General features: G+C 69.9%; 12 protein-coding genes and 1 pseudogene. 7 read left to right on the top strand and 6 right to left on the bottom strand.

Features of this window, described 5'->3' with window-relative positions:
* Positions 1 to 32: 32 nt before the first annotated feature.
* The 6 genes from VFH59_RS18230 (at position 33) to VFH59_RS18205 (ending at position 3,981) form a co-directional block, all read left to right on the top strand.
* Entirely contained in the window at positions 33 to 806 is a 774-nt protein-coding gene (locus VFH59_RS18230; RefSeq protein WP_325166350.1) for a DUF4197 domain-containing protein, read from the top strand.
* A 29-nt stretch (positions 807 to 835) separates the two neighbouring features.
* Positions 836 to 1,372, top strand: a complete 537-nt coding sequence (def, locus tag VFH59_RS18225; RefSeq protein ID WP_325166349.1) for a peptide deformylase — start codon at positions 836 to 838, stop codon at positions 1,370 to 1,372.
* A gap of 3 nt (positions 1,373 to 1,375) precedes the next feature.
* Entirely contained in the window at positions 1,376 to 1,657 is a 282-nt protein-coding gene (locus VFH59_RS18220; protein WP_325166348.1) for a DUF427 domain-containing protein, read from the top strand.
* A 52-nt stretch (positions 1,658 to 1,709) separates the two neighbouring features.
* A complete protein-coding gene (locus VFH59_RS18215; protein WP_325166347.1) occupies positions 1,710 to 2,462 on the top strand; it encodes a queuosine precursor transporter in 753 nt (250 codons plus the stop codon).
* Positions 2,440 to 3,615 (top strand): acyltransferase, encoded by a 1,176-nt coding sequence (locus tag VFH59_RS18210; RefSeq protein WP_325166345.1) that lies wholly within the window; start codon positions 2,440 to 2,442, stop codon positions 3,613 to 3,615. The genes VFH59_RS18215 and VFH59_RS18210 overlap by 23 nt, the downstream gene beginning before the upstream one ends.
* An 84-nt stretch (positions 3,616 to 3,699) precedes the next feature.
* The gene (locus VFH59_RS18205; RefSeq protein WP_325166344.1) at positions 3,700 to 3,981 is read left to right on the top strand and encodes a hypothetical protein; all 282 of its coding nucleotides are present in this window, start codon (positions 3,700 to 3,702) and stop codon (positions 3,979 to 3,981) included.
* A gap of 170 nt (positions 3,982 to 4,151) precedes the next feature.
* Here the strand turns inward: VFH59_RS18205 and VFH59_RS18200 are convergent, their stop codons facing one another.
* The 4 genes and pseudogenes from VFH59_RS18200 to VFH59_RS18185 all read right to left on the bottom strand — a co-directional run bounded on the left by VFH59_RS18200 (position 4,152) and on the right by VFH59_RS18185 (position 8,650).
* The gene (locus tag VFH59_RS18200; protein ID WP_325166343.1) at positions 4,152 to 4,532 is read right to left on the bottom strand and encodes a hypothetical protein; all 381 of its coding nucleotides are present in this window, start codon (positions 4,530 to 4,532) and stop codon (positions 4,152 to 4,154) included.
* A 385-nt stretch (positions 4,533 to 4,917) separates the two neighbouring features.
* Complete coding sequence (pyrF, locus tag VFH59_RS18195; RefSeq protein WP_325166342.1) at positions 4,918 to 5,748, bottom strand: orotidine-5'-phosphate decarboxylase; 831 nt, start codon at positions 5,746 to 5,748, stop codon at positions 4,918 to 4,920.
* 123 nt (positions 5,749 to 5,871) lie between these two features.
* Positions 5,872 to 7,530: an energy-dependent translational throttle protein EttA gene (gene ettA, locus VFH59_RS18190; RefSeq protein ID WP_325166341.1), complete on the bottom strand. Its 1,659-nt coding sequence runs from the start codon at positions 7,528 to 7,530 to the stop codon at positions 5,872 to 5,874.
* Positions 7,531 to 7,718: 188 nt separating this feature from the next.
* A pseudogene (locus tag VFH59_RS18185) lies at positions 7,719 to 8,650 on the bottom strand (aldo/keto reductase).
* A gap of 237 nt (positions 8,651 to 8,887) precedes the next feature.
* Here VFH59_RS18185 and VFH59_RS18180 point away from each other — a divergent pair.
* Positions 8,888 to 9,718 (top strand): DUF817 domain-containing protein, encoded by an 831-nt coding sequence (locus VFH59_RS18180; RefSeq protein WP_325166340.1) that lies wholly within the window; start codon positions 8,888 to 8,890, stop codon positions 9,716 to 9,718.
* Positions 9,719 to 9,742: 24 nt separating this feature from the next.
* Here the strand turns inward: VFH59_RS18180 and VFH59_RS18175 are convergent, their stop codons facing one another.
* Entirely contained in the window at positions 9,743 to 10,357 is a 615-nt protein-coding gene (locus tag VFH59_RS18175; RefSeq protein WP_325166339.1) for a TetR/AcrR family transcriptional regulator, read from the bottom strand.
* Between the two features lies 1 nt (position 10,358).
* On the bottom strand, positions 10,359 to 11,438 hold the full coding sequence (locus VFH59_RS18170; RefSeq protein WP_325166338.1) for a hypothetical protein: 1,080 nt from the start codon (positions 11,436 to 11,438) through the stop codon (positions 10,359 to 10,361).
* Between the last annotated feature and the right edge of the window lie 30 nt (positions 11,439 to 11,468).

Here is an 11,468-nt window from a genome sequence, read left to right as displayed (position 1 = left end):
AACTCGGGCGTATCCCGACGTGGAGAAACCCCATGCGCCTGCATCCTGTCTGCCTCGGCCTGCTGCTGGCCGTTGCCGCGTCGCCGGTAGTCGCCGGCGGCCAGCTCGATGACCTGCTCAAGCAGCTCAAGCAGGGCACCCACGCCAGCGATGCCAGGCGCGGCGCCAGCCTGCCCAGCAGCGACATTGCCGCGGGCCTGAAGGAGGCCCTGGCCAAGGGCACCACCCATGCGATCAATTCGCTGGGACGGACCGACGGGTTCTGGGGCAACGCCAAGGTGCGCATCCCGTTGCCGGGTAAGCTGCAGCAGGTCGGCGAGCTTGCCCGCAAGCTGGGCCAGGGCGACAAGGTCGACGCCTTCCAGCTCAGCATGAACCGCGCCGCGGAAAAGGCCGTGCCGCAGGTGGCCGACATCTTCGGCGACGCCATCCGCAAGATGACGCTGCAGGACGCGCGCGGCATCCTGACCGGCGGCGACCACGCCGCCACCGACTTCTTCCGCCGCGTCGCCGGCGATGCGCTGACCGCGCGCATCCGGCCGATCGTCGCCGACGCGACCGACCGCGTCGGCGTGACGCAGAAGTACAAGGCATTCACGTCCGCCAGCGGTGGCGAGCTCGGCGGCATGCTCGGCGCGCTGGGCGGTGGCGGCGACAAGCGCAGTCCGCTGGACCTGGACGACTACGTGACCGCGCGGACGATCGACGGGCTGTTCACCGTGATCGGCGAACAGGAACAGGCCATCCGCAAGAATCCCGCGGCCCGCACGACCGAGCTGCTGAAGAAAGTGTTCGGCAGCCGCTGACTCCGACCCACCGACTCGCGAGGCCTTCGATGATCCGCGACATCCTCAAGATGGGCGACCCCCGCCTGACCCGCGTCGCGCCCAGCGTGCCGGCCGGGATGATCGGCAGCGCCGAGCTGGACCAGTTGATCCAGGACATGTTCGACACCATGGAGGCGGCCGGCGGCGTCGGCCTGGCCGCGCCCCAGATCGGCGTCGACCTGCAGCTGGTGATCTTCGGCTTCGAGCAGTCCGGGCGCTATCCGGAGGCGCCGCCGGTACCGCGCACGATCCTGCTCAATCCGCTGGTGTTGCCCCTTTCGCAGGACCTGGAGGAAGGCTGGGAAGGCTGCCTCTCGGTCCCCGGCCTGCGCGGCGCCGTGAGCCGCTTCTCGCTGATCCGCTACCAGGGCCTGGACCCCAGGGGCCAGCCGATCGACCGCACCGCCGAGGGCTTCCATGCCCGCGTGGTACAGCACGAGTGCGACCACCTGATCGGGCGGCTGTATCCCTCGCGGATCACCGACTTTTCGAAGTTCGGCTTCACCGACGTGCTGTTTCCCGGGCAACCGATGACGGAGGACTGAGCGATGCGCGCGATCTGGCACGACGCGGTGCTGGCCGACAGCGACGACACCGTCGTGGTCGAAGGCAACCATTACTTTCCCCCGGGTTCCCTGCGCATGGAGCACTTCCGCGCGAGCGACCACCACAGCACCTGCCCGTGGAAGGGCGAGGCGAGCTACTTCGACGTGGTGGTCGGGGACGCGGTCAACCCGGCCGCCGCCTGGTACTACCCCGATCCGAAGCCCGCCGCGGCGGAGATCGCCGGACGCGTGGCGTTCTGGCGCGGCGTGGACGTGCGCCCGTAGCACGCACCGCAAGCCGGCCCGTATCCTTGGCGCTCCACTGCCCGGGGGCTCCATGCAACCATCCGCACCCGCCGCGCCGTTGCGCGGCTTCCGCTACTACGACCTGCTGGTCGGCGGCATGGTCGCCGTGCTGCTGTGTTCCAACCTGATCGGGCCGGCCAAGGTCTGCACGGTGAGCTTGCCGGTGCTGGGCGCGCTGTCCTTCGGCGCGGGCAACCTGTTCTTCCCGGTCAGCTACATCTTCGGCGACGTGCTGACCGAGGTGTACGGCTACGCCCGCGCGCGCCGCGCGATCTGGGCAGGTTTCGGCGCGATGGTCTTCGCCACGGCAATGTCGCAGGCGATCATCCGCATGCCGCCCAGCCCGGCCGAGCCCTTCAACGCGCAGTTGCAGCCGGCGCTGGAAGTCGTGTTCGGCGGCACCTGGCGGATCGCGCTGGCGTCGATCGTCGCCTACTGGCTGGGCGACTTCGCCAACTCGTTCGTACTTGCACGCATGAAGCTGTGGACGCGCGGCCGCATGCTGTGGACGCGCACGATCGGCTCGACGCTGGTCGGGCAGGGCGTGGACAGCCTGACCTTCTACCCGATCGCCTTCACCGGCATCTGGGAGGGCCAGACCATCGTCAAGGTGATCGCCTTCAACTGGGCGATGAAGGTCGCGGTGGAAGTGGTGTTCACCCCGCTGACCTACGCGGTGGTCGGCTTCCTCAAGTCGCGCGAGGGCGTGGACACCTACGACGAGCACACCCACTTCACCCCGTTCAGCCTGAAGGACGAGGGTGAGCTCAAGCACTATGGCTGACGCGCGGCACGCGATCCCTCGAAACGCCGGCATCGACCTGCTGCGCGGCCTGGCGATCGTGTTCGTGCTGCTCAACCACCTGGGCCTGCCGATGCGTATCCCGCTGAAGGCCACCGCGCTGGCGGAGGTGCTGCCGGTGCGGTTGCTTCAGGCCCTCAACTACAACGGCTACGAGGCGGTGTTCGTGTTCTTCGTGATCTCAGGCTTCCTGATCGCGGGCAACGCGCTGGGACGCTGGGGCAGTCTGGCCGGCATCGATCCGAAAGCGTTCTACGCCCGCCGCTTCGCGCGGATCGTCCCCTGCCTGGTCGCGCTGCTGGCGGTACTCGCCGTGCTGCACGTCATGGGGATGCCGGACTACACCATCCATCGCGAGGGGCAGTCGCTGGGGCGCGCGTTGCTCGCGGCGCTGGGCCTGCACCTGAACTGGTACGAAGGCCATGCCGGCTACTTGCCGGGTAGCTGGGACGTGCTGTGGTCGCTGTCGATCGAGGAGGCCTTCTATCTCGGCTTTCCGCTGGCCTGCCTGCTGGTGCGGCGCAGCTGGGCGCTGGTGCCGTTGCTGCTTGCGCTGGCGCTGTCGCTGCCCTGGACCCGCGCCGCACTCGGCGGCAACGAGATCTGGCAGGAGAAGGCCTACCTGCCGGGCATGGCGGCGATCGCCACCGGCGTGCTCGGGGCGCTGTGGTTCGCCCGCGACCCACGCATGTCCCCGCTCGCCTGGCGCCTCTTGCGCTGGACCGGTGCGCTCGGCCTGATCGGCGCCACGTTGGGTGGACACTGGCTCTGGCCATGGCTCCACGAAGGCGTGATGCTGCTGCTCACCGGCTCGACCCTGGCGCTGTTGCTCGCCTTCCGGCGCCAACCACCCCGCGTGCCGCGTGGCCTGCGCTGGCTGTGCCACTGGGGCCGGCTCAGCTACGAGATCTACCTGAGCCACATGTTCGTGGTATTCGCACTGGTGCGGGTCTTTCGATGGAGCGGTGCCGACGCGCGCCTGGGCTTCCTGTGGTACCTGCCGGCGTTCGGCTTGTGCTGGGGGCTCGGGGTGGTGGTCGCTCGCGGGTGGTCGGTGCCGTGCGAGCGCTGGCTGCGCAGGCGCCGGGCGCAGCCCGTGCCGGGTCCGGGCCCTGAAGCGACTGCGGTGAGCTGACCCGGTCTCCACGCGCACGGGCGCAGGCTAGTGTCCACGCGCCCACCGGTGCCCCGGGTGGCGCGTGCGCATGAGGTACCCGCCATGCCCAACGCCCTCATCGACCAGGCCATCCTCGAACGGCGACCGCTGCGCTTCATCTACCACGGCAGCCTGCGGGTCGTGGAGCCCCAGTGTCACGGCAGGGGCCACCGGGGAACCGAGTTGCTCCGTGGCTGCCAGGTCAATGGTGGCCGCCCGATCGAGCGATTGTTCGACGTCGCCCAGATGGCCGAACTGGCCTTGCTGGACGGGCACTTCGGCGCGCCGGGCCCGCACTACAAGCGGGGCGATTCAGTCATGGCCGAGATCTTCGGCCAGTTGTGAGGGCGCCGCGCCGCCGGCCACCGCTGCACATTGCCCGTTGAACATCGAAGCCACGCCACCGCCGGGCTCTACCAGGCACTGGAGTGCTGCACGAGAAGCCGTATCCGCGGACGCGGTAGCCCGGGATTCCGCTCCCGCTTGGCTGGGCAGTGGGCCGGGCGCCCGGTTCCTCAGACGGCTCGCGCGAGGCCGGTGGCCGCCTTGCGCAACCGGTACCAGTAGCTGGCGACCCGAAGACAGGACAGCGGGTAGCCCACCAGCCAGAGCGGGTTCAGAAGCGAATACGGCAGTGGCCGCTTTAGCCAGCGCGCAACCTTCTCCGCGGGCTCGGGGAAGAACCAGTCCGGCAGCGTCACTCCCATCAGCATGAGAGCCAGCGAGGTCTCGACGGCAAAGGCTCCGCATACCTGCCAGAACACGACATGGAACAGAGCCGGCTGATCCTGGGGCGAGAGCTCGGCGTCGCGGGCGAATTGCCGGAACCCGGCCGGGTCAAGCCCGACCTCTGTCCAGGCATATGACATGGCTTCCCAGACCTTCTCCCGGTGCACCAGACCCTCCTTCCTTCGCCGGAAAACCTGCTTGCGCGGCGCGTGTCGCCGCCCGGATGGCCAGGCACGACCTGATCGATCAGCGCACAGCCAGACTGCGGAGCACGGCATGTCCCGGGTCGGGGGTATGTCGTGAGCTCTCCATGGGCCTGGCGCTTGGTAATCCCCGGACCGGGGCATGGGCCCGGATACTCCGGTGCGCAGGCGGCAGCGTCAAGCTTCACCATGGGGCAGTGGCTCGCGGGCGGCTTGCCGCCTGCGCCAGCTACCGATCGACAGCCCACGGCGGAGTCGGGCTTTGATCCGTCGCGACCAGGAGGCCGCGGGATGGCCGGCCCGGGTGTCGCCGGGCCACGGCGAGGTCCTGGCCGGCTCGGGTCGTGCGTCAGGTGCGGCAGCGGTTGATCTGGTCGCGCAGGGCGTGGGCGGCTCCGCGGGCGGCGGTGGCGAAGTCTTCGTCGTGGCCTGCATAGAGGATGGCGCGCGAGGAACTGATCATCAGGCCGGCGCCATCGGCGGCGCGGCCGTGCCGCAGGACCGCCTCGACGTCGCCGCCCTGGGCGCCGATGCCGGGGACGAGCAGGGGCATGTCGCCGACCAGGGCGCGCACCTGGGCCAGTTGTTCGGGCCAGGTGGCGCCGGTCACCAGTGCGCAGTTGCCGTTGCCGTTCCAGTCGCGGGCGATGGTGCGGGCCAGGTGCTGATAGAGCGGGAGGCGCTCGCCAGCGGGGCCCTCGACGATCAGGTCCTGCAGGTCGGCGGCGCCAGGATTGGAGGTGTGGCAGAGCAGGATCACGCCCTTGTCGGCCCGGTCGAGGAACGGCTGGATCGAGTCGCGGCCGAGGTACGGGTTCAGGGTGACCGCGTCGGCCCGGTAGCGCTCGAAGGCTTCGGTGGCGTAGTGCTGCGCCGTGGAGCCGATGTCGCCGCGCTTGGCGTCGAGGATCACCGGGATGCCCGGGTGGGCGTCGTGGATGTGGGTGATCAGGCGCTCGAGCGCGTCCTCGGCGCGCAGGGCGGCGAAGTGGGCGATCTGGGGCTTGTAGGCGCAGACCAGGTCGGCGGTGGCGTCGACGATGGCACGGCAGAAGGTGTAGACCGCGTCGGAGTCGTCGCGCAGGTGGGCGGGGAACTTGGCCGGCTCGGGGTCGAGGCCGACGCAGACGAGGGAGTCATTGCGCTGCCATGCCTGGTGCAGGGACTGCATGAAGTGCATGGGGCGGCTCCTCGCTGGTCGTGTAGTTGTCTTTCGCTCGATGGTGCTGCCGGGCCGGGCCGGCCCCTCGCCCCAGCCCTCTCCCCGGCGGGGAGAGGGAGCAGGTCGGAGGGGCAAGCGGTCTTACGCCAGCTTCTTGTACTTCACCCGCTTCGGACCGGCCTCGTCGCCCAGGCGGCGCTTCTTGTCGGCTTCGTACTCGTTGTAGTTGCCGGGGAAGAACTCCACGTGCGAGTCGCCCTCGAAGGCGATGATGTGGGTGGCGATGCGGTCCAGGAACCAGCGGTCATGCGAGATGACCACCGCGCAGCCGGGGAACTCCAGCAGCGCATCTTCCAGCGCGCGCAGGGTTTCCACGTCCAGGTCGTTGGACGGCTCGTCGAGCAGCAGCACGTTGCCGCCCTGCAGCAGGGTCTTGGCCATGTGCAGGCGGCCGCGCTCGCCGCCGGACAGGTTGCCGACGATCTTCTGCTGGTCGGTGCCCTTGAAGTTGAAGCGGCCGATGTAGGCGCGCGACTGGATCTCGAAGTTGCCGATGGTGAGGATGTCCGAGCCACCGGAGACCTCCTGCCAGACGTTGTTCTTGGCATCGAGCGCATCGCGCGACTGGTCGACGTAGGCGAGCTTGACGGTGTGGCCGAGCTTGACCTCGCCGTCGTCGGGCTTTTCCTTGCCGATGATCATCTTCATCAGGGTGGACTTGCCGGCGCCGTTGGGACCGATCACGCCGACGATCGCGCCGGCCGGGATCTTGAACGACAGGTCGTCGATCAGCAGGCGGTCGCCGAAGGACTTCGACACGTGCTTGAACTCGATCACCTCGTTGCCCAGGCGCTCGCCCGGCGGGATGAAGATCTCGTTGGTCTCGTTGCGGCGCTGGTACTCGACCGAGTTCAGCTCCTCGAAGCGGTTCAGGCGCGCCTTGCCCTTGGACTGGCGGCCCTTGGACGCCGAACGGATCCACTCCAGTTCCTTCTCGATCGCCTTCTGGCGCGACTTCTCCTGCTGGGCTTCCTGCTTGAGGCGCTGGTCCTTCTGTTCCAGCCACTCGGTGTAGTTGCCCTTCCACGGGATGCCGCGGCCGCGGTCGAGCTCGAGGATCCACTCGGCGGCATTGTCCAGGAAGTAGCGGTCATGGGTGACCGCCACCACGGTGCCGGGGTAGTCCTGCAGGAATTTCTCCAGCCAGTCGACCGACTCGGCGTCCAGGTGGTTGGTCGGCTCGTCGAGCAGCAGCATGTCCGGCTTGGACAGCAGCAGGCGGCACAGCGCGACACGGCGCTTCTCGCCGCCGGAGAGCGGGCCGACCTTGGCATCCCACGGCGGCAGCCGCAGCGCGTCGGCGGCCACTTCCAGCTGGCGCTCCAGCGCGTGCGCATCGTTGGCGGCGAGCAGGTTCTCCAGCTGTTCCTGTTCCTTGGCCAGCGCATCGAAGTCGGCGCCTTCCTCGGCGTAGGCGGCGTAGACCTCTTCCAGGCGCTTCTGCGCGTCGAGGATCTCGTGCACGCCTTCCTCGACCACTTCGCGCACGGTCTTGTCCGGGTCGAGCTGCGGCTCCTGCGCCAGGTAGCCGACCTTGATGCCCGGCTGCGGGCGCGCCTCGCCCTGGAAATCGGTATCCACGCCGGCCATGATCCGGAGCACCGTGGACTTGCCCGCGCCGTTCAGGCCCAGCAGGCCGATCTTGGCGCCGGGGAAGAAGCTGAGCGAGATGTCCTTGATGATCTGGCGCTTCGGCGGAACGGTCTTGCTCACCCCGTTCATGGTGTAGATGTACTGCATGGAACCTCCGGAGGCGTACGCCGCGGCCGCCCGCGGCAGCGGGCAGGGCGAGGGCGTCGATAAACGTTCAGTATAGCGGCTCGGCCGGTCCGGCCGCAGGTGCGGGCACCGTTGCCGCAGGGCCGCGGTCAGGTGGGAGACATGGCGGCCGCCGCCCCGGCGTTCAAGCCGTACGCGGGGGCTGCGCCTCAGCGCCTTTCGCTGTCGAGCATCGCCATCTGGGCGGGAGCGTAGCGCTCGCCGGCGGCGGCGCCCGGTGGCACCGCCGCCTCGATCGCGGCCAGGTCGTCGCTGCCCAGTGACACGGCCAGCGCGCCGAGCGCCTCCTCCAGCCGTGGCCGGGTCCGGGCGCCGACCAGCGGCACGATGTCGTCCCCCCGCGCCAGCACCCAGGCGATCGCCAGCTGCGCGACGCTGGCACCGCGCGACCGGGCGAGCGCGCGCAGGCGATCGACCAGTTCCAGGTTGTGCCCGAGGTTGGCGCCCTGGAAGCGCGGGCTGTGCTGGCGGAAATCACGTGGCTGCGGCTGGCGGTCCTTCGACCAGTGCCCGCTGATCAGCCCGCGCGAGAGCACGCCGTAGGCGGTCAGGCCGATGCCCAGTTCGCGGCAGGCCGGCAGGATCGCGTCCTCGATGCCGCGCGAGATCAGCGAGTACTCGATCTGCAGGTCGGCCACCGGCGTGACCGCGTGGGCGCGGCGGAGGGTATCGGCACCCACCTCGGACAACCCGAAGTGGCGCACGTAGCCGGCCTGGATCAGCTCGCCCACGGCGCCGGCGGTGTCCTCGACCGGCACGGCCGGGTCCAGCCGGGCGGGCCGGTAGATGTCCACGTAGTCGGTGCGCAGGCGGCGCAACGTATAGGCCAGCGCGCTCTTGACCGCCTGTGGCCGGGCGTCGTAACCCAGCCAGGCGCCGTCGGGCCCGCGCTGCGCGCCGAACTTCACGCTCAGGACGTAGCTGTCGCGCGGCCGGCCGGCGAGCGCTTCGGCCAGCAGCAGCTCGTGTGGCCCATGCCATAGAAGTCGCCGGTGTCGAGCAGGGTGACACCCGCTTCCAGCGCGGCATGGACGGTGGCGATGCTTTCGCCGCGGTCGGCCTCGCCGTAGAGATCGGACATGCCCATGCAGCCCAGGCCCAGGGCCGAGACCTGCGGGCCATGGCGGCCGAGTGTGCGTGCTTGCATGACATCCCTCCGGCGCGGTGCGAGGCGACCGGTATAGCAGCTGGCGCGTCCACGGCAAGCCATCGATCCGCACCCGCGCTGCCCCGTGGGCGCCACCGCCGTGCCACCCGGCCCGGCGAGGCTGGCGCGTCGCCTCCTGGGAAAGCGCCGATGGCCCTGACCGATCGTTCGATGCCCCGTCCCGCCATCATGCGCCGCCTGTGGTGGCAGCCGCGGCGGCGCTGGGTCGTGTTCCTGGTGGAGTTCGCCTGCTTCGGGATCAAGCAGGCCTCGGCGTGCCTGTTCGGCGGACTGATGGTGGCGCTGCTGCTGGCGACCTGGCGCTGGTATCCGGCGGGCGCGCCGCTGGCGCGTTACGACTTCCTCACCCTTGCCGCACTGGGCATCCAGCTCGCACTGCTCGCCAGCGGGCTGGAAACCCCGCGCGAGGCGCGGGTCATCGCGCTGTTCCACGTGGTCGGCACGCTGATGGAGCTGTTCAAGACCGCGGTGGGCTCCTGGACCTACCCGGAGGCATCGCTGCTGCGCCTGGGCGGGGTGCCGCTGTTCTCCGGCTTCATGTACGCCGCGGTGGGCAGCTACATCGCGCGCGCCTGGCGGCTGTTCGATTTCCGTTTCACCGGGCACCCGCGCCTGGCCCCCGCCGCCGTGCTGGCGTTCGGGATCTACCTCAATTTCTTCGCCCATCATTACCTGCCGGATGCACGGGCGTTGCTGTTCGTCGCGCTGGCCTTGCTGTTCCGGCGCACCTGGGTGCACTACCGCATCCGCCGCGTGCACCGGCGCATGCCGCTGCTGGTCGGCTTCGTGCTGGTGGCGCTGTTCATCTGGCTGGCGGAGAACGTGGGCACCTTCAGCCGCGCCTGGCTCTACCCGGCACAACGGCATGGCTGGTCGATGGTGCCGCCGGGCAAGCTCGGTTCGTGGCTGTTGCTGATGGTGATCAGCTACGTGATGGTGTGGGCGCTGCACCCACCGGATGGACGCCGGCGCGGGAAGTGAGCGCGGATGGGCACCGACCTGCGCTCAGCTGCCGGTCGTCGGGCGCTGCGGCCGCGCCGCCTCGAACAGCGTGCCGGCGGTGCGGGTGTGCAGCGACGCGGCGTCGTAGCCTTCGGGCAGCAGGCCGGCGATCTCCAGCATCACGGCCCCGTGCAACGCGGCCCAGATCTGGTGGCCGAGGATCGGCGCATCCGCCTCGACCGCGCCTTCGGCCGTGAGCACTTCCACGTGGGCGGCGATCGTGCGCCACATGCGCGCGTGCGCTTCCCGGTACGCCGGGTCGTCCCGATGGGTCTCCGGGTACTCGAACATCAACCGGTACGTGTCGGTCTCGCGGCGGGCGAAGGCGATGTAGGCATCGCGCACCGCCCGGCTGCGGGTGCGGCCGTCGCCGGGGCTGTCGAGCGCGCGCTCCAGCGCCTCGGAGAAGCGGTGCATGCCGCGGGTACGCACGGCCGTGATGATCTCCTCCTTGCCGGCGAAGTAGCGGTACGGCGTCATCGTGCCGCAACCGAGTTCGGCGGCGATGCGGCGCATGCTGACGGCGCCCGGGCCTTCCTCCACGAACAGCCGCGCGGCGGCCTGGCAGATCCGTTCGCGGAAGGCCTCGGTCTCCTGCGGGCTGAGCGCCTTGGGCATGTCAGCGCACGTGGAGGGTCTTGCGGAAGAACGCCAGCGCGTCCGCGAGGATGCGCGCATGGACCTGGGCGCGATCCACACCCGGCGGGTCGCTGCAGATCGGGCCGGCGTCCTTCGCCAGTGCCGCGGAGCAGGGCGCCAGGAAGACCCAGTGGTCGGCCTTCGGCACGGTGTGCGTGCGTACGACGGTCCGGGCCAGTGCACGCAGGTGCAGCGCGTTCGCCGAGGGCAGCAGCACGTGGTCGTTTTCGGCATACCAGAGATCGATCGGGCGATCGATCGCCGCGGCGCCGCCCGCGTCGAACACGAGCGCCAGCGGTGCCATCACGAAAGCGGCCTTCACGCGCGGGTCGGCGGTGGGCCCCCAGCGCGTGAAGTGCCGCTGCAGGTCGGCGAGGTAGCTGGCAGCCGCCTGCGCCGAAAGCTTCTGCGCCGCTTCGCAGGTGTCGACGTCGTCCGGGTGGCGCTGGCAATAGGTCAGGAAGCGATCGAACCGTGGCTTGGCCCCGACCACCAGCAGGCTGGCGTAGCCGCCGGCCGAAAACCCGCTCACGCCGATACGTGCCGGATCGATCCGCGACTTCCACTGCGGGTCGGCAAGCAGCGCACTGATGACCGCGTGCACCTCGATGGCGCGCCCTCCCAGCACGGTCGCATGGCCGGTGCCGCTCATGTCGTGGAAGTTGTCCTTGGGTTGCTCGAAGGTGGCCACGACGAAGCCATGCCGGGCGAGGTAGCTGGCCAGGTCGTGGTGGCCCAGGTCCGAGCCGCCGTGGCCGTGCGAGATCACGACCAGCGGCCAGTGGCCGGCAGCGACCGGGGCGCCCGGCGTCGCCGCGACGTCATAGGGGCCGATGGCCGTGGTGCCGTGCGTCGATGCGGTCGAGGGATAGAACACGAAACCCGGCGTGTGGCCGTGGTTGACCGGGTCGGGGAACGAGATCGGGCGGATGCCCACGCCCGCGGCGGGTGCCGCGGCCAAAGCCAGCGGAATCAGCAGCAGCGCGGCGGCCAGCAGAGGCCGGAGGCGACGGCCGCAGGCGAGCGGGCGCGCAAGGCGGGCGCGGAAGGCAGGTGTCATGGGGATCGGTCCTTGGGTTGCGTGCGGTGT

It is taken from the genome of Frateuria sp. (genome assembly GCF_035695185.1).
Classification (GTDB): domain Bacteria; phylum Pseudomonadota; class Gammaproteobacteria; order Xanthomonadales; family Rhodanobacteraceae; genus Frateuria_A.
Note: the sequence above shows the minus strand (reverse complement) of the source record. Positions and strands in the feature narration are given on the sequence as shown.

Excerpts from the sequence above, each read along its gene's own strand:
- VFH59_RS18230 (WP_325166350.1), top strand. The coding sequence starts at position 33 with ATGCGCCTGCATCCTGTCTGCCTCGGCCTGCTGCTGGCCGTTGCCGCG.
- def (WP_325166349.1), top strand. The coding sequence starts at position 836 with ATGATCCGCGACATCCTCAAGATGGGCGACCCCCGCCTGACCCGCGTC.
- VFH59_RS18220 (WP_325166348.1), top strand. The coding sequence starts at position 1,376 with ATGCGCGCGATCTGGCACGACGCGGTGCTGGCCGACAGCGACGACACC.
- VFH59_RS18215 (WP_325166347.1), top strand. The coding sequence starts at position 1,710 with ATGCAACCATCCGCACCCGCCGCGCCGTTGCGCGGCTTCCGCTACTAC.
- VFH59_RS18205 (WP_325166344.1), top strand. The coding sequence starts at position 3,700 with ATGCCCAACGCCCTCATCGACCAGGCCATCCTCGAACGGCGACCGCTG.
- pyrF (WP_325166342.1), bottom strand. The coding sequence starts at position 5,748 with ATGCACTTCATGCAGTCCCTGCACCAGGCATGGCAGCGCAATGACTCC.
- ettA (WP_325166341.1), bottom strand. The coding sequence starts at position 7,530 with ATGCAGTACATCTACACCATGAACGGGGTGAGCAAGACCGTTCCGCCG.
- VFH59_RS18180 (WP_325166340.1), top strand. The coding sequence starts at position 8,888 with ATGCCCCGTCCCGCCATCATGCGCCGCCTGTGGTGGCAGCCGCGGCGG.
- VFH59_RS18175 (WP_325166339.1), bottom strand. The coding sequence starts at position 10,357 with ATGCCCAAGGCGCTCAGCCCGCAGGAGACCGAGGCCTTCCGCGAACGG.
- VFH59_RS18170 (WP_325166338.1), bottom strand. The coding sequence starts at position 11,438 with ATGACACCTGCCTTCCGCGCCCGCCTTGCGCGCCCGCTCGCCTGCGGC.